Source organism: Allobosea sp. LjRoot9 (genome assembly GCF_964252745.1).
Classification (GTDB): Bacteria; Pseudomonadota; Alphaproteobacteria; order Rhizobiales; family Beijerinckiaceae; genus Allobosea.
The window spans coordinates 386,822-402,832 of record NZ_CAXUPC020000004.1; the positions used below are offsets into that span (position 1 = coordinate 386,822).

General features: G+C 63.9%; 13 protein-coding genes, 1 tRNA gene and 1 pseudogene. 6 read left to right on the top strand and 9 right to left on the bottom strand.

The features are described from left to right. Positions 1–18 precede the first annotated feature (18 nt). The 3 genes from ACSQ3P_RS19120 to ACSQ3P_RS19130 all read left to right on the top strand — a co-directional run bounded on the left by ACSQ3P_RS19120 (position 19) and on the right by ACSQ3P_RS19130 (position 1,836). The gene (locus ACSQ3P_RS19120; protein ID WP_436167077.1) at positions 19–330 is read left to right on the top strand and encodes an RNA-binding S4 domain-containing protein; all 312 of its coding nucleotides are present in this window, start codon (positions 19–21) and stop codon (positions 328–330) included. Positions 331–507: 177 nt separating this feature from the next. Further along, entirely contained in the window at positions 508–846 is a 339-nt protein-coding gene (gene fdxA, locus ACSQ3P_RS19125; protein ID WP_069688712.1) for a ferredoxin FdxA, read from the top strand. Between the two features lie 390 nt (positions 847–1,236). Beyond that, complete coding sequence (locus tag ACSQ3P_RS19130) at positions 1,237–1,836, top strand: CarD family transcriptional regulator (RefSeq protein WP_436167078.1); 600 nt, start codon at positions 1,237–1,239, stop codon at positions 1,834–1,836. Positions 1,837–1,946: 110 nt separating this feature from the next. Here ACSQ3P_RS19130 and ACSQ3P_RS19135 read toward each other — a convergent pair whose 3' ends face one another. Both ACSQ3P_RS19135 and ACSQ3P_RS19140 read right to left on the bottom strand, forming a co-directional pair. Next, positions 1,947–3,443: a M48 family metalloprotease gene (locus tag ACSQ3P_RS19135; protein ID WP_436167079.1), complete on the bottom strand. Its 1,497-nt coding sequence runs from the start codon at positions 3,441–3,443 to the stop codon at positions 1,947–1,949. Between the two features lie 4 nt (positions 3,444–3,447). Continuing rightward, positions 3,448–4,191, bottom strand: coding sequence for a hypothetical protein (locus tag ACSQ3P_RS19140; protein WP_436167080.1), 744 nt, complete (start codon positions 4,189–4,191; stop codon positions 3,448–3,450). Between the two features lie 67 nt (positions 4,192–4,258). On the opposite strand from ACSQ3P_RS19140, the gene ACSQ3P_RS19145 reads away from it, so the two are divergent. Continuing rightward, positions 4,259–4,335: transfer RNA gene (locus ACSQ3P_RS19145), tRNA-Arg, on the top strand. A gap of 214 nt (positions 4,336–4,549) precedes the next feature. Here the strand turns inward: ACSQ3P_RS19145 and ACSQ3P_RS19150 are convergent. The 7 genes from ACSQ3P_RS19150 to ACSQ3P_RS19180 form a co-directional block, all read right to left on the bottom strand. Continuing rightward, complete coding sequence (locus ACSQ3P_RS19150; RefSeq protein ID WP_436167081.1) at positions 4,550–5,854, bottom strand: type II and III secretion system protein family protein; 1,305 nt, start codon at positions 5,852–5,854, stop codon at positions 4,550–4,552. 491 nt (positions 5,855–6,345) lie between these two features. Beyond that, complete coding sequence (locus ACSQ3P_RS19155; protein ID WP_436167082.1) at positions 6,346–7,569, bottom strand: patatin-like phospholipase family protein; 1,224 nt, start codon at positions 7,567–7,569, stop codon at positions 6,346–6,348. Between the two features lie 84 nt (positions 7,570–7,653). Then, complete coding sequence (locus tag ACSQ3P_RS19160) at positions 7,654–7,968, bottom strand: hypothetical protein (protein ID WP_436167083.1); 315 nt, start codon at positions 7,966–7,968, stop codon at positions 7,654–7,656. Further along, a complete protein-coding gene (locus ACSQ3P_RS19165; protein WP_436167084.1) occupies positions 7,968–8,804 on the bottom strand; it encodes a DUF3313 domain-containing protein in 837 nt (278 codons plus the stop codon). The genes ACSQ3P_RS19160 and ACSQ3P_RS19165 overlap by 1 nt, the downstream gene beginning before the upstream one ends. Before the next feature lie 11 nt (positions 8,805–8,815). Continuing rightward, positions 8,816–9,223, bottom strand: coding sequence for a hypothetical protein (locus ACSQ3P_RS19170; RefSeq protein ID WP_436167085.1), 408 nt, complete (start codon positions 9,221–9,223; stop codon positions 8,816–8,818). Positions 9,224–9,412: 189 nt separating this feature from the next. After that, entirely contained in the window at positions 9,413–10,702 is a 1,290-nt protein-coding gene (locus ACSQ3P_RS19175; protein ID WP_436167086.1) for a HAMP domain-containing sensor histidine kinase, read from the bottom strand. A gap of 2 nt (positions 10,703–10,704) precedes the next feature. Beyond that, a complete protein-coding gene (locus ACSQ3P_RS19180; RefSeq protein WP_436167087.1) occupies positions 10,705–11,391 on the bottom strand; it encodes a response regulator in 687 nt (228 codons plus the stop codon). A 243-nt stretch (positions 11,392–11,634) separates the two neighbouring features. Here ACSQ3P_RS19180 and ACSQ3P_RS19185 point away from each other — a divergent pair, with 243 nt between their 5' ends. After that, positions 11,635–12,702 carry an efflux RND transporter periplasmic adaptor subunit gene (locus ACSQ3P_RS19185; RefSeq protein ID WP_436167088.1) on the top strand — a complete coding sequence of 356 codons (1,068 nt, stop codon included), beginning with the start codon at positions 11,635–11,637 and terminating at the stop codon, positions 12,700–12,702. Further along, positions 12,702–15,839: pseudogene (locus ACSQ3P_RS19190) on the top strand (efflux RND transporter permease subunit); the annotation flags it as partial. The gene ACSQ3P_RS19185 and the pseudogene ACSQ3P_RS19190, both read left to right, overlap by 1 nt. Between the last annotated feature and the right edge of the window lie 172 nt (positions 15,840–16,011).

Consider the following 16,011-nt stretch of genomic DNA (forward strand, 5'->3'; position numbering starts at 1 on the left):
TGAACGGAAAGGCGGCCCTTGCGGCAGGATCGGCAACGCCTCGACAAATGGCTCTGGTTCGCGCGTTTCGCCAGGACGCGCCCCGTCGCGGTGCGTCTGGTCGAGGATGGGCATGTCAGGGTCGAGGGGCGCAGGATCGAGAACGCCGCGCATGGGCTCAAGCTTGGCGACGTGCTGACCCTGGCCCTGCCGCATGCCACGCTCGTCGTGCGGGTGCTGGAGCTGGGCATGCGGCGCGGTCCTTACGAGGAGGCGCGGCTGCTCTACGAGCCGTTGAACGGCGCGGCGCGCGACGATCCGTCGCTTGCCGAGGGGAAGTCGGACGGTTAAGCTGAATATTCATTTGTGTACATATGAATGCGGTTGAGCCGGCATTGGGAATTTCCATCTCCGGATGGTGCTTCGGAAAGAAGTTCCTGCTGCCGAATGGGCTGAAAACGGCCTTGAAACCCGCGCCCTTCGGCGCTTTATGAGGCGGCCGCGCGCGGACGAAGAAGGACGGACGACATGACCTATGTGGTCACCGAGAACTGCATCAAGTGCAAGTACATGGATTGCGTCGAGGTCTGTCCGGTCGACTGCTTCTATGAAGGCGAGAACATGCTCGTCATTCATCCCGACGAGTGCATCGATTGCGGTGTCTGCGAGCCGGAATGCCCGGCCGAGGCGATCAAGCCCGACACCGAGCCGGGCCTCGAAAGCTGGCTGCAGCTCAACTCGAAATATGCCTCGTCCTGGCCCAATATCACCCAGAAGAAGGACGCGCCGCCGGATGCGAAAGCCTTCGACGGGGTGGCCGGCAAGCTCGATGAGCATTTCTCGCCGGAACCCGGCGAGGGCGACTGAATCTGCCGCTACGTGAACAGGGCTGAGGGCTGACTTGCTTGGCTGCATTGCGCGCCGAGCCGAGGCCAAAACGCGTTTACCTTTGATTCGGCGTGTTTTTTGTGCTATGCATATCAGCATAGTCGAATTCGTTCCGCATGCCCCTGCGAGGTTTCACGAACGGGGCGCTCCCTTCGATACGAACGATCCCAGCTCCCGGTGCGTTGCCGGAGCGAAGTCGTCCGTTGTCTTTGGGTGCGTATGAAACGGTCGGCTGAGGGACGCGTGAAGCATTTGGTCCGATCCTGATGATCGGTCCGTTCGCATCAGGCAAAGCGCCTCCGGTCATCCCGTCCGGAGGCGGACAACGTCAAGCCCGCGTCAAGCGGTCCGGTCAGGAGTCGTAACGGCATGTCCATGGTGAAGAAAGCTGTTGTGCGCCTAGGTTTCAAGACGGGCGAGTTCGTCGTCTACCCGTCTCATGGCGTCGGCCAGATCACGGCGATCGAGGAGCAGGAAGTCGCGGGTTTCAAGCTCGAGCTCTTCGTCGTCAGCTTCGCCAAGGACAAGATGACCCTGCGCGTTCCCACCGCCAAGGCCGCCAGCGTCGGCCTGCGCAAGCTCGCCGATGCGGAGAGCGTCACCAAGGCCCTGACCACGCTGACCGGCCGCGCGCGCATCAAGCGCACCATGTGGTCGCGCCGGGCGCAGGAATACGAGGCCAAGATCAATTCGGGCGACCTCGTCGCGATCGCCGAGGTCGTGCGCGATCTCTATCGCTCCGAGGCGCAGCCCGAGCAGTCCTACTCCGAGCGCCAGCTCTATGAGGCGGCCGTCGATCGCATGACCCGCGAGATCGCCGTCGTCGACGACATCACCGAGACCGAGGCCCTGAAGAAGATCGAGGGCCAGCTTGCCAAATCGCCGCGCCGCGCCACCAAGGGCGAGGCGGCCGAGGCTGAAGCCGAGATCGAAGGCGACAATGACGACATCCAGGAAGAAGCCGCCTGAGGCTCCTTTCCCAGTGAGATCAAGAGAAACCCGGCGGGCGACCGCCGGGTTTTTTCGTTTTGGCGGGTTTTTTCGTTTCGGATTGTATCCAAGGGCGCGGCGGCCGGTCGCTATTCCGCGACGATCTTGTAGCGCTGCCCGGGTGTCAGCGGGCCGCTGCGATCCAGCCCGTTCAGGACCAGGAAGAGTTCCTGCGCGCGGTCCAGGCTGGGCATGCGCTCTGCCATGGTGGCAGCGGTGTCGCCGGCCGAGGCGGTGACGATGCGGATCTGCATCGGCCTGGCGGCCTGCGCTTCCGGCGCCGTCAGGGCGCGGAAGCTTTCGATCACGGCGCGCATCGGCCTCTCCGGGTCGTTTGCGCCCTTTGCCGCCAGGATGAAGCGATAGACCCGCCCGCCGGCCTGGATCGCCGCGAGCCTGAACGTCCAGTCGGTGCCCCTGCCGGTGGCGATGACGGCCGGCTGGCCTGCGACGTCAAGATGCTCGACAGCACCGGTCTCGACGCCGTCGATCCAGCCGGAGGCGACATAGGCCTCCAGCGTCTGGCCCGCTTTCAGGGTGACGGAATCGAAGCGCAGCGCCTGGTTGCCGTTGGCGCTGACGCCGATCACCATGTCGCGCGCCGACTCCAGGCTGAAGCCGTCCGGGGCGGTGAAGGCGATGCGCAATGCGCTGTTGAGATAGCGCTTGCCGCGCACCACGCCGTCGCGCGGGTCGTCGCCATAGGCGATGCCGTCGATCGCGGCGAGCCAGCGGCCGGCGTCGCGCTCGCCGATGCCCGGTGCGCCGATCTGGCGGGCGCCGGCGGTAACGGCGGCCACGCGCTCGGGCGTCGAGGGATGGCTGGAGAGAATGTCGAGCCGCTTATCCTCGGCGCTCTGGCCCTGGCCGGCATTGCGGAAGGCGGTGTTGCGGCCGAGCGCTTGGAGGAAGCGGCCGGCGCCATAGGGGTCGTAGCCGGCGCGCGAGATGTTGCGCACGCTGATCTGGTCGGCGGTCAGCTCCTGCTGGCGCGAGAAGCGCGCGAGCGAGAGCTTCGAGCCCGCCTGCACCGCCGCGCCCGCGGCGGGATCCTTCAGCACCTGCGAGACGACCTGGCTGACCAGGGCGGATTCAAGCTCCTTCTCGGCGCGCTCGACCGCGTGCTGCGCCGTGACATGGGCGATTTCATGGGCGAGCACCGAGGCGATCTCGGCGGTGTCGTTGGCAAGCGCCAGCAAGCCGCGCGTGACATAGAGCCGGCCATTGGGCAGCGCGAAGGCGTTGACCACCGGCGAATTCAGGATGGTGATCTCATAAGCCCCGATCTGGCCCTCGCTCGCCTTGGCCAGCCGCTGGACCACCTCGTCGAGCGCGGCGCGGGCGTTGGGCGAGCGGTACTCGCCGCCGAAGGCCGTCAGCAGCCGCTGATGCTCGCTGTCCGAGGCGCGCTGGATGGCGTTGACGCGCGGCGCCAGCTCGCCGCCGGTCGTCTGCTGCGGCAGCAGGGCGCTCTGGTCGTTGGTGCAAGCCACGAGAAAGGCCGCCACGAGCAGGGCGGCCGGCAAGGCCAGCGCAATGAGCCGCTTGGGAAGAGCGCGGTATCCGTGTCGCCAGAACGCCAGCATGCCGTCAGTCGATCAGCTCCAGGGCGGCGGCCGAAGACGCCTCGAGCAGGGTGCCGTCCTGTCCCGATAGCACACCGCGTGCCCGCACGCGTTTACCGGTCAGACCGCTCGCGGTCCAGCCGGAAGCCTGGAGTTCGCGCCATTGCGTGCGCGACAGCATGACCGCGCCGGCCTCGGCGCGTCGCCTTGAAAAATTCAGATAGGTGCGTTGCGCCCGCTCGCCCACGGAAGCCACCCGTCCCTCTACCACCACGAAGCGCCCCGCTTGCGCCTTCAAGGCGGCAATATCGTGACCATCGATGGCATCCCCAACCAGATCGGGCGCCGCTTGCGCCGGGCTGCGCGCGGCTGAGGGGCGCGCAGCGGGTGCTGCGCCGCAATCGGGAAAGGCCGCCTCCGGCAATCGCTGCACGGCGCCGCTGCGCAACAGGGTGGCGGCAAGGTTTGTCGGTTCTGAACCGGGGGCCTCGGCGGGCACAAACAGCCGCGCCGGCAAACGACCCCAGCGGTCGCTCCCGGCCAGGATGACGAGTTTCAGCTCGCGGTCGCGCCACTGTCCGATTTCGCTGGCGAAGCGGGCCGCTTCTACTGCGTCCTGGCGCGGCGCGATGCCGACGAGCCGCAGGCTGCGGCCATCCGCCAGGACGGGGTCGCCGGCCGCATCGACGCCGGCCAGCCGCACGATCGGCGCGTCCGCCGGCAGCTCCGTGCAGGGCCCGGCAGCTCTGGCCGCGCTGAAAGGCGCCATCACAACGACAAAAACGACGAGAAGAGGCTTCACCGGCATGGCGATTATGCTACACGGTTTCGCGTGCGTCCCGGTAGCTCAGCAGGATAGAGCAACGGTTTCCTAAACCGTAGGTCAGGGGTTCGAATCCCTTCCGGGACGCCATTATCTCTGTTTAAGTGAATGATACTAAAACAGGATTATCTTGGATTCCCCGAGACTATCCCAACAGTTGCCCCAACCCATCAGTTTCCCATGCCCTGAGATGCCGGTGGGTGCCTCTCTCGCGCTCGGACCTCATTGACCAACCAGAACTACGACAAGCGTCGGGTCTCTCGGCGCTGTGTTGAGCCGTTCGGCGGATTCTGACGGCCACGGCTCAATCGAGGATGAAGCCGACCCGGCCCTTATAGCTCTGTGGCTGCGGCGCGCCTGATCCCCCGTAGAGCTTGTTCAATCGTCCCAGCAATATGGCCTGGGCGTCGTGAGCTTCGACGAAACCATCATCGGGCCGCTGCACCTGATCAGGATCCATCGCCTTGGCGATATAGGGCGTGGCTGTGATCATCAGCTCGGTCTCCTCGCGCTGATAGTCGCGGGAACGGAACAGCGCCCCGATGATCGGTACGTTCATCAGGCCGGGAAATCCGTTGATGGTCTGTTTGGTGACGCGCTGGAGCAGGCCTGCCGTCGCGATCGTGCCTCCCGATGGCAATTCGACGGTGGTGTCTGACTTGCGCACGCGGAAAGCCGGTGCATTGACGGATTCGCTGTCGGAGCTGCTCGTATTGCTGAGACGGAGCTGATTCTCGTAGTCGAGTTCGGTAACCTCCGTGGCGATCCGCATGCTGATCTTGTTGCCGGACAGGACGATCGGCGTGAAATTGAGCGCGACGCCGATCGCCTTGTAGCTCACGCCCAGCGTGCACTTGCCGCTGTCGCAGGTGTAACCGGTCGGGATCGGGACCTCGCCGCCGGCGGTGAATTTCGCGCTTTCGCCCGAGATCGCCGTCACTGTCGGTTCGGCGAGGACCCGCGAAAGGCCGGCGCGTTCGAGCGCGCGCATGGTCACATTCGTCGAATTGCCGATGCCGGCCGAAATGGCTGTGCTCGACAGCTGTTGTGGCGTTTGCGAAAACGGGTTGTCGATCGAGGGGGAGACGGAGACATTGCCGATCTTCCATTGGCCGCTGAGATTGACCCCCAGCTGCTTGATCGCCTTGCGCGAGACCTCTGCGACGACGACACGCACCATCACCTGATCGCGACCGCGGATCGACAATGAGTTGATTACCGTGCCCTTCGACTTGTCGCCCGCCGCGGCGCCTACGAAGGTCGTGGCAATGTCGGCCGCTTGCGTAGCCTCGGACGCGTTTGCAACTTCGCCGACCAGCAGGATCGACGTTCCGGTGGATTTCACCTCGATACGTGCCTTTGGCAGGACGGTCCGCAAGGTCTGGCGCAGCTCGTCGAGATCACGCCCCACTTCGATCTCCAGCCCGGAAATCTGTTTGCCATCGGCATCGCTCGCAAAGATCGACGTCGCGCCGGCGCTGATGCCGATCACGAATATCCGGCGCGATGACCGGACCACCGCATTGGCCACTTTGGGATCGGCGACGAAGACCTCTCTCGCATCGCGCGGCAGCTCGACGATGATCGATCGGCCGACAGACAAAGGCACCTTGCGAGACACCGCATGCTCACTCCCGCCCACCGTGATGACCGGGGAGGGGACCGTCGTCTGCGCGAATGCAGGCGCTGCGGCCAGGCAGATGAGCGCCGCGCTCAGCCACTGTCTTGGCCATGCGCATCTCGGCCATGCGTGCTTCCGACCGGCCCCGGGCGCACTGAGACGACGCAGTAAGGTGCGCCGTCCTTCGATCGCGCAATTGATGGTCAAGTTGCGGTGCCATGGAGATTTGAGATTAGGCATCTACAGCTCCATTATATGGGGGCTCATCTTTTGATGAGTAGCCATTATTATGGATAATATTCTATTAATATTTTGTACTAATTCTTTTCCATAACGTAATATATTGTTGCTGATAACGTGTAGTGAATATTGTTATACAAATGCGCTTTCGGAAATTTGGATATAAGCTTTAAAAGATGCATATGAAATCAATAATTTGTCTCGATTCGGCGTGCGAACCGATCAGCTGAATCGCTGTGTCACGACCCGCCAAAGGTGGGCGTGCTTTTCCAAAGCTTTCCGGACAGGCTCTCCTCGTAGCCGAGCTTGAAGATCGTCTGCATGTAGTCCTTGTTGAATGCGTCGGTGGGGTTATAGGGAATTGCCTTGTCGATCGCGGCGAGGTGAAAGCGGATGCCCGCGCGTTTGGCGAAGCCATAGGTCGCGTTGATGGAGCTTCGCGTCTGCGCCTTGATCATGGTCGACAGGGCGCGGCTGCCTACGGAAAATGTAGAGTTCGAGACGACGTCGAACTCCGGGATCAGCGCGTTGTTGATGATGACGTACAGGTCGGCCTTGCCCACTCCAGGCATTCTGCCTGGACTGGCCGAGAGGAGCACGCTGTCGGGGATCGTGAAGACCTGGTTCGCCGTCGCGCCGTCCGAATGCAGCTCCTGGAAGCTCTGAGAGCCTGCCTGGACATCGAGCAGAACCGGCGGGAAGGCCGCGGGAATGCTCGCTGACGCGACCAGCACGTCCTGGAACAGCTTCAGCGCGCCGGGCTGCCCGCTGCTGGCAATACGCCCCATATCCCAGGCGACGGGCCTTTGTGCGTCCATATTCGTGGTGATCACGATCAGCTGGCGCCCTTTTTTGTGCTCGGCGGCGACAGCCGCGATCAGCTCGCTCGTGGCGTATTGCTCGACCATGTGGCGCAATGGCTCGGCTTCCAGCAGGCCCGAGCCCAACAAGCCCGACGGCAGCCACTTCATCTGGTAGAGCTTGCTGGTGATGCCGCTCGTGTAGATGTGGGTGAGGGTCTCGTCATAGTCGGGCCCTAGAAAGGCAAAGGGCGCGATCAACGCCCCCGTGCTGACCCCGCTGACCAGGTCGAAACGCGGGCGCTTTCCCGACGCTGTCCACCCGGCCAGCACGCCCGCCCCGAAAGCGCCGCCGGAGCCGCCGCCCGATAGCGCCAGATATTTGAGTGAGCTTGTCTTCCGAGGGGGAGGGCCTAGTCCCAAGCGGGCGAAATCTTCGATGCTGCCGTCTCCCCAGACGCGGACATTGGGAAAGCCCGGCACCTGGGCGATTGCCTGCTCCTGCGAGGTGAAGGAGGTGCGCGGCGCCGAGGCGCAGCCGGCCAGCGCCAGCAGTGTCAAGCCGAGTGCGGCGCGCATTAGCGGCCGTGCCTTCGACATCTGCAAAACAATCATATCATCTCCAGGGATGGGATTCTGGCCGGGACGTCCCGCCCCAGTCACGGCCTCGACGTTCGGTTTCGCGAACCGGAAAACGTAAAACGGAGCGCCTGCGGGGGCTCTCGCAAGGCCAAGCTATCGTCACAGTCAGGCCACGCGGCTTCGTGTCGGAGAATTCGAGCGTGCCAGGTCGTGCTCGGAACTCGCTGGCGAGTGGCCCCGAAGGTGCGGCTCACGCCAAACGGCTTCCGAAAAACGGAGCACACCGACAGGCGCCGCAATCTGGCGTGCCGAGCCGCTGGCGGGGCTACGCGAATACCGGTCGAGCATCTCGAAAAAGACGGCCGAGGTCATGAGCGCGAAAGCGAAGATTAGCGCGATGAGGACCATCGCCACCAACTGCACCAGGGCCGAGATCGGTATACGCCGCCAGCGCATCGCTTTCTCCTGCCTGACGTCCATCACGGTCGCGCCGCGCCGGAATCGGTCCAGTTGGGCGGCAGCCCCACCATCCCACCGACAAGGCCACCGACGCCCGGGTTGCGGCCGTAGCGGGCGCAAGCGACCTCCTTCGGAGATGCTCCCAGGAATTCACCGACACCGCGCACGCTCGGCACGGACAGCGAAAGCTTGATCGGATCGTCCCCGGTCACGAGAAGGCGCGCGAAGTCGGCGCCGAACTCGCTCGCCAGCGCATAGGCGTCCGCCTCGTTCGAGGCGCGCGGGCGCGTGGTCATCGAGTCGGCGCCGCGCGCCCAGGTCAGGGCGGCCTGCTGAGAGCCTTGGGCCATCGCCTCGGCTTCGACCGCGAGGCTGCCGAGCCCGATCGGGATGCGCGGCACGCTGATCGGCAAGCCGGTCGCCGCACCGGCAACCGAGCCGCCGATGCTGGCAGCGCTCGAAATGCCGGCCATCGTGACATTGGTCGGCGCGACCGCCGTGACATGAGCCTGAACGACGAGATCGGCCTCGCGTAGAGAGGGCACGATCCGAAACCGTTCGCTGAGCCCCGCGCAGAGCGAGCGGTCGATGCTGTTGCTCACCAGGCGTTGCTGCTCTGGGGAGAATCCGGCCAGTTGCGCGCCGTCGGCAAAGCTGGCGGGCATGATCGCAACCGTCTTCGCCGCCCGCACGCGTGGCTTGTCGACCCGGAAGCTCGCATGGGTCAGCATGCCGTCGCTGCGTTGCTGGCCGTCATAGCTCGAGAGCAGGCCGCTGCGTGTCAGCGAGGAATCGGCGCAGCCCCCGATCAGAAGCGCTGCGCCAAGCATCACGCGTGCGGTTGTCGACTTGCGCATGATCGTGCTCATCAGCGTGTCAACCGCAGGTCTTCCGCCTTCCCGCTATAGCCCAGCAAGCCACCGGCGATCCTGCGGAAGCGAAGGCAAGGGGCGCCTGCGAAGCGCAGCTCCATGCAAATCTCCTGGCCTTTCACGGACCAGTTGATCGGCATCGTCACGGGGCCCTCGAAGGAGCCCGTGCCGTCCGGAGCGAAGGTGAGGCGAGCGTTGCGCCCATCCTTCACGGCAGCCCAGGGACTTCCATCGGAGAGAAGCTTTGCCGCCTGCTCCACCGGAAGGAATTCCTGAGCGAGGATCGGCGTCGCGATCGCGATGGGCGCCAGCAGCGCGGCCAGGCGGGAGGAAATCCGCAAGGACAGGACCAAGCGGCGCACTGCCTGCCGGTGCATGTCAAGGAGCTGGAACCTAAAGGCCATCTGGCGAATCTTCTGAACCGTGATCGTGAGCTCACGGCTTAGCGATTCCGGCGTTAATGGCAGTAAAGGCAGTGTAAAGTTGGGTAAAACCTTCGGCTCGGAATCGATCGCTCGCCAAAATTACGGCTCATCTGTGAGCCCTGCCTTCGGGGCGGCCTCTGCGCCATGCGCCTTCGAGATCGACCCGGATCAGGCTTGATCATCCGCCGGACTGTATGCCGTTGGCTTGCGGGGCAGCTCAAGGGTGACGGTGAGGCCGCCCGCGTCCGGCAACGACGCGTAGACGCGTCCGCCATGGCGCTCGATGGCTTGCCTGGCGATGGCAAGGCCCAGACCGTACCCGCCTCTCGATATCGCGTCGTCCCCGCAGGAGAACGGCTGGAAGATGCGCTCGAGTTCGTCTCGCCTGACGCCCGGTCCCTGATCCGTGACCCAGACCTTGAGGCGGTCGGTCGTGGTCTCGCACAGCACGGCTATGTGCGTTTGCTCGGCCGTGTACTTGATCGCGTTGCGGACGACGTTCTCGAGTGCCCTGTAGATCAATTCTCCTTCCACTTCGGCGTTGAAGATGCCGTCGACGCTCGGTGTGATCGAGACCTCCCGGGCCTGGGCCTCGAACGCCGCATCGCTCAGGATGTCGTTCAAGAGGTCGATGACATCCAGCGTCTGCGCCTTCAGGAGAAGGTCTGATCTGCCAGTCAGCCGCGCCAGGGTCAGCACTTCGCCCACCAGCGTGTCCAGCCGTTCGACTTCCCGGTCCATCCGGCCCAGCATGGCGTCGAGTTTCGTCGGACTCTGCCGCAGGACGCCCACCGCGGCCTGCAGACGCGACAAGGGCGAGCGCAGTTCATGCGATACGTCATGGAAGAGCCGCTGCTGCGCATCCTGAAGTTCTTGCAGCCGTGCGGCGCTGGCATCGAAATCATGCGCGAGCGCGGTGACCTCATCTCTTCGACCCGCCATCTTGTCCCCGATGCGGACATCGAAGCGGCCATGGGCGAGCGCGCTCAGGCCGTCACGAAGGTGCACGACCGGGCGAATGAGATACCGGGCGAGCGCCGCCGCCGATATCGTGCTTGAGACGAGTATGGTGATCCACGGCATCATCAGGGCAAGGTAATCGAGAACGACATTGGCTTTGCCCGACACGGAGATGCGGTAGCAGATTCCGTCCTTCAGGATTAAGCGGGTCTCTGCCCTGTGCTCGTCCGCGCAGGCCCTGGAGCTCATGGTCTTTGAAATCGTGAGGCCGAGCGATGCCGTGTCCTCGCTTGTCCGGGTAAAGCGCTGGGCGGCATCCTCGCCATTCCGCTCAAGCACGTTCGCAGCCAGGCTCAGAACCAACTCCTGCTGCCGACGCTCCAGTTCACGAGAAAAAGGGGCCGCCTGAAAGAGGTTGACGATCAGGATTATGACCGCGACGGATGTCGCCAGCGTCAGCCAGATGATCGTGAAAAATTTCCAGAAGAGCCGGGGCATGGTCAATCCACGAGCAGTTGATAGCCCTGGCCACGAACGGACTGGATCCAGGATTGTCCATCCTCTCTCAGCCCGAGCTTCTGGCGTACGCTGCTGATATGGACGTCGATGCGACGGTCGAACGGAGTCAATGGCTTGCCAAAGGCTCGTTTCGAGATGTCCTGCTTTTGCACGAGCTGGCCAGCGCTGCGGGCGAGCACTTCGAGCAGGCTGAACTCCGTCCCGGTGAGATCCAAAGGCTGTCCACGCCATTCGACCGTTCTATTGCCCGGGTGAATCACGAGCAGCCCCGCCTTGAGCGTGTCGGTTGATGCGCCGCCCGCAGATTGGCCCGCGCGACGCAGGATCGCCCGCAACCTGGCTGCGAGCTCGCCCGGTGAACAGGGCTTGGCCACATAGTCGTCGGCGCCGAGATTCAGGCCCGATATCCGATCGATGTCGTCGCCGCGCGCCGTCAGCATCAAGACGGGGATCTGGCTGAGTTTTCTGATCCTCTGCAGAACTTCGATCCCGTTCATGCGGGGCATCATGATGTCGAGCACGATGATGTCGACCGCGTTCCCGGCGGCAGCGGCAATGGCTGCCCGGCCATCCGTGTCCGTTGCAACATCATAACCTTCTTCAGTCAGGTATTCCTGCAGAAGCATCGTCAACTCGACATCGTCGTCGACGAGGAGAACTTTGCTCATTTACCGAGTCCACCGTTCATTTCGGCGAGCCATACCGCAAAAATCCGAGCGCGTGACCGAGTTTTACCTAAATTAACACGGACTTGACCGCGTTTAACATTCATTCGGCTACTCGCAGAAACGACAGCATCGGCCGCAGGGCCCCAGCCCTCGCATGATCGGCCGAGCGAAACCTCCGTCGCGCCGGCGTGGGTCGAGGCGAGCGCGCCGGTGACCGGAACCGCGAGGAACGAAGAGTTGAGAATGTCGGCCGACCTGCTCGTCGCCGCCCTCGTCGGGGCGGCGCTTCTCCTGTCCTTGCGCATTGCCGCGGCAGGCCAGCCCGAGGCGCCTGCTCTCACCGTCTCCCTCGCGATGCCGGCGCATCGCGATTGGCCGGAGACCGTTCCGGCGAGTGGCTGGCTGAAGCCATGGCAGGAGGCGATCATCGCCTCCGAGACGAGCGGCCTTCGCATCATCGACGTGCTGGTCGAGGTCGGATCCGTCGTGAAAAAAGGGCAGGTCCTCGCCCGACTTTCCCAGGATAGCGTGCTGGTGAGCCTGCGAAAGCAGGAGGCGGCCGTCAAGACGGCTCAGGCGACCCTGGCAAAGGCCAAGGCAAATGCCGACCGGGCCCGGAAGCTGCGCTCTTCGGGCGCCCTGTCCGATGAGAAGATCGCCGAATACATGGCCGACGAGCAGACGGCGGCAGCGAGCGTCGAATCCGAGGAGGCGGCGCTCGACAGCGAAAAGATCAAGCTCGAGCAGACGATCATCACGGCCGCCGATGACGGCCTCGTGACCTCGCGTTCGGCAGAGCTCGGCGCGGTCATCTCCACCGGCACTGAACTGTTCCGTCTGGTTCGCCAGCAGCGGGTCGAGTGGCAGGCGGAGGTTTCGGCGCACTACCTCCCGCGCATTTCGGAAGGATTGAGCGTCACGATCAATCGGGCGGATGACCGCCCCATTCAAGGTCGGGTCAGGCTCGTGGGACCTTCGGTCAGCACCAATACCGGCCGAACGATCGTCTATGTCGCGCTTCCCGCCAATCTGCGTCCGCGCGTCGGCCTTTACGTCACGGGCAGCATCGAGCTTCAAACCACCTCGGCCCTCACGGTTCCCGAGACCGCGATCATCTTCCGTGACGGGATCAATTACGTCTTCACGGCCGATCAGGACAGGCGCGCGCGCAGGGTCCGAGTGGAAACGGGGCGCCGCAGCAATGGTGAAGTCGAGATCATCTCCAGCCTGGACCCGTCGTCACGGGTCGTGACATCGGGGGGCCCATTCCTGTCCGACAACGCGCTCGTCAAGATTGTCGGAGCCGAATGATGAATTTCTCCGCATGGTCGATCCGCAGCCCCGTACCGGCGATATTGCTGTTCGTGATGCTCACCTTTGTCGGCCTTCTGGCGTTCAAGCATCTCGCCGTCCAGAATTTCCCGGATATGGACCTGCCAACCATCAGCATCGCCGCCACGCTCGATGGCGCGGCGCCGGCGCAGCTGGAGACGGAGGTTGCCCGCATCATCGAGGACAAGCTCGCCTCGTTGAGCCGCCTCGACCACATCACGACGACGATCAAGACCGGATCCGTCTCGATCAAGGTCTCCTTCAAGCTGGAGAAAGACAGCAGCGACGCCTTGAACGAGGTCCGCAACGCCGTGGACAGCGCAAAGGCCGATCTGCCGGCGCAGATGGAGACGCCGAGCGTCACCAAGGTCACCGTCCAAAGCTCCGCGCTGGTCACTTATGCGCTGCGCTCGGCCCGGCTCAACGAGACCGAGCTGTCTTGGTTCGTCGACAACGACATGGCCAAGGCACTCCTGTCGGTGCAGGGGGTGGGGCAGGTCGGCCGCGTGGGCGGGATCGACCGCGAGGTCCATATCGACCTCGATCCCGCGACGATGGCGTCGCTCGGGGTCACGGCAGCGACGGTTACGTCTCAGTTGAAGTCCGTCCAGGCGGACACCTCGGGGGGGCTTGGCGAGATCGGCGGCACCCGCCAGACCCTGCGCACGCTTGGCGCCGCGGTCTCGATCGAGGCCCTGAAGGGGCTCCGAATTCCCTTGGCCAACGGCCAGCAGATTCGCCTCGACGACGTGGCCACCGTCAAGGACAGTTTCGCGGATCGATCTTCGCTGGCCTATCTCGATGGCCAGCCGGTGATCGGGGTCGAGATCAAGCGCTCGAACGGCTTCTCGGACACCAGCGTCGCTGCCGATGTCAGGACGGCAATGGAGCGCTTCGCGGCTGCGCATCCCAATGTGCAGATCAATGAGGCCTACAGCACGGTCGGACCGATCCTCGATAACTATAACAGCTCGATGCATATGCTGTTCGAGGGAGCGATCCTCGCGGTCATCGTCGTCTGGCTCTTCCTGCGGGACTGGCGCGCCACGATCCTGTCGGCCGTGGCCTTGCCGCTGTCGGTCATACCGACTTTCCTCGTCATGTACCTGGCCGGCTTCAGCCTCAACATCGTCACGCTGCTGGCGCTGTCGCTCGTCGTCGGCATCCTCGTCGACGACGCCATCGTCGAGATCGAGAACATCGCCCGCCATCTTCAGATGGGTAAGCGGCCGATGGATGCCGCGCTCGAAGCCGCTGACGAGATTGGACTGGCCGTCATCGCCACCACCTTCACACTGGTCGCGGTCTTTCTCCCGACGGCGTTCATGAGCGGCATACCGGGGCTTCTCTTTCGTCAGTTCGGCGTCACTGCGGCTGTCGCCGTCCTCGTCTCGCTCGTCGTCGCGCGCCTGCTGACGCCGATGATGGCGGCGTATTTCATGAAAGCCCATCCGATCGAGCAGAAAGATGGGCGCATCATGCGTCTCTACATGGCAACCGCAAAGGCTGCCCTGAACCACAGGAAGACGACTGTTCTCATAACCGCAGTCGTCATTGCGCTCTCGCTGTCCACCATTCCTTTCCTGAAATCAGGCTTTCTGCCTGCTGCCGACGACGCGCGGACCCAGGTCACGCTGACCCTGCAGCCGGGCGCCACCATCGAACAGATGGATGCAACGACCCGGAAGGCCGTCGACATTGTCACCAAGCTTCGCGACGTGACGCATGTCTTCGCCTCGGTCGGTTCAGCCTCAGCGGGCGGCGGCCCGGATGTCAGCACCACCAAGGACGTCGGGACCGCCACGCTCGTCGTCAGCTTGAGCGCCATCAACGAGCGCAACCGCAAGCAGTCGGACATCGAAAACGAGATCCGCCTGGCTCTCTCCACGCTCGCAGGCGTGCGGATTGCGGTTGGCGGCGGAGCCAACGGAACGAAGCTCGACATCACTCTCGCCAGCGACGACGCCGTCTCCCTGGATGGAACCGGCACAGCGCTCGAGGAGCAATTGCGTACGCTGCGCGGGATCGGCGCGGTGACGTCGAGCGCGGCGAGACAGGCTCCGGAGATTCAGATCACCCCCGATTTCGCGCGGGCTGCCGCGCTCGGGGTGACGTCCAGCGCCATCGCCGAGGCCGTGCGCGTGGCGACGAATGGCGCGTATTCCTCCGCTCTGCCGAAGCTCAACCTGCCGCAGCGGCAGATCCCTATCGTCGTGCGTTTCTCCTCGGAGACACGCACGAAGCTCGACGACATCAGGAATGTCAGAGTGGCGGGGACGAATGGCAATGTCGATCTCGGATCGATCGCCGAGATCCGGATCGGCGGTAGCCCGTCCCAGATCGACCGCATCGACCGCATGCGCAACGTCACCCTGTCCGTCGAGCTCAACGGCCGCATTCTGGGGGATGTCAACGGCGAGGCGCAGGCGTTGCCGGCGCTCCGGCAGTTGCCGGCGGGGGTAACCCTCGTCGAGCAGGGCGAACTTCAGCGCAGCTCTGAGCTGTTCCAGAGCTTCAGCCTGGCCATGGCGATCGGCGTGTTCTGCATCTATGCGGTCCTCGTCCTGCTCTTCCATGACTTCCTGCAGCCGCTCACCCTGCTGATGGCTCTTCCGCTTTCGCTCGGAGGCGCGCTGCTGCCGCTGGTGCTGACCGGAACCAGCTTCTCGATGTCGGTCGTCATCGGGCTGCTCATGCTCATGGGCGTGGTGACGAAGAATTCGATCCTCCTGATCGAATACGCCATCATGTCGCGCAGGCAGGGCATGGCCAGGTTCGAGGCCCTTATCGATGCCTGCCACAAGCGCGCGCGCCCCATCGTCATGACCACCATCGCCATGGGGGCGGGGATGCTGCCGGTCGCTTTCAGCCTGACGGGCGGCGATTCCAGCTTCCGCCAGCCAATGGCCATCGTGGTCATTGGCGGCGTGATCACCTCGACCTTCCTCAGCCTTCTCGTCATTCCGGTCATCTTCACATTCGTCGATGACCTGCTCCAGGCGCTCAAGCGGCTCGTGCTTGGAACCGGGCCACGCCGCGAGACCACGGACCAGCGGGCACAGGCCTCCAGCAGGCGAGAGGGAGACGCCTTTGAACGCAGCCTGCAAGGCAAGGGCGTGGCCAAGGGCGACCCCATCTCGGCAGAGCGTATGCGTGAACAACACTGCGACGATGAGGCGAAGGTATGACAGGCGTCGATGACGAGCCATGCAGATGGCGGCCCCTGCCTCGATGGCAAGGGGCTCATCGCGGCGACATTGGGGGCTGCCTGCCGGCGCCTGCGGCTAC

Coding starts and splice junctions, on each gene's coding strand:
- ACSQ3P_RS19160 (WP_436167083.1), bottom strand. CDS start 7,968: ATGGACGTCAGGCAGGAGAAAGCGATGCGCTGGCGGCGTATACCGATC.
- ACSQ3P_RS19135 (WP_436167079.1), bottom strand. CDS start 3,443: ATGCTGGCGTTCTGGCGACACGGATACCGCGCTCTTCCCAAGCGGCTC.
- ACSQ3P_RS19180 (WP_436167087.1), bottom strand. CDS start 11,391: ATGAGCAAAGTTCTCCTCGTCGACGACGATGTCGAGTTGACGATGCTT.
- ACSQ3P_RS19130 (WP_436167078.1), top strand. CDS start 1,237: ATGTCCATGGTGAAGAAAGCTGTTGTGCGCCTAGGTTTCAAGACGGGC.
- fdxA (WP_069688712.1), top strand. CDS start 508: ATGACCTATGTGGTCACCGAGAACTGCATCAAGTGCAAGTACATGGAT.
- ACSQ3P_RS19185 (WP_436167088.1), top strand. CDS start 11,635: ATGTCGGCCGACCTGCTCGTCGCCGCCCTCGTCGGGGCGGCGCTTCTC.
- ACSQ3P_RS19170 (WP_436167085.1), bottom strand. CDS start 9,223: ATGGCCTTTAGGTTCCAGCTCCTTGACATGCACCGGCAGGCAGTGCGC.
- ACSQ3P_RS19175 (WP_436167086.1), bottom strand. CDS start 10,702: ATGCCCCGGCTCTTCTGGAAATTTTTCACGATCATCTGGCTGACGCTG.
- ACSQ3P_RS19165 (WP_436167084.1), bottom strand. CDS start 8,804: ATGCGCAAGTCGACAACCGCACGCGTGATGCTTGGCGCAGCGCTTCTG.
- ACSQ3P_RS19140 (WP_436167080.1), bottom strand. CDS start 4,191: ATGGCGCCTTTCAGCGCGGCCAGAGCTGCCGGGCCCTGCACGGAGCTG.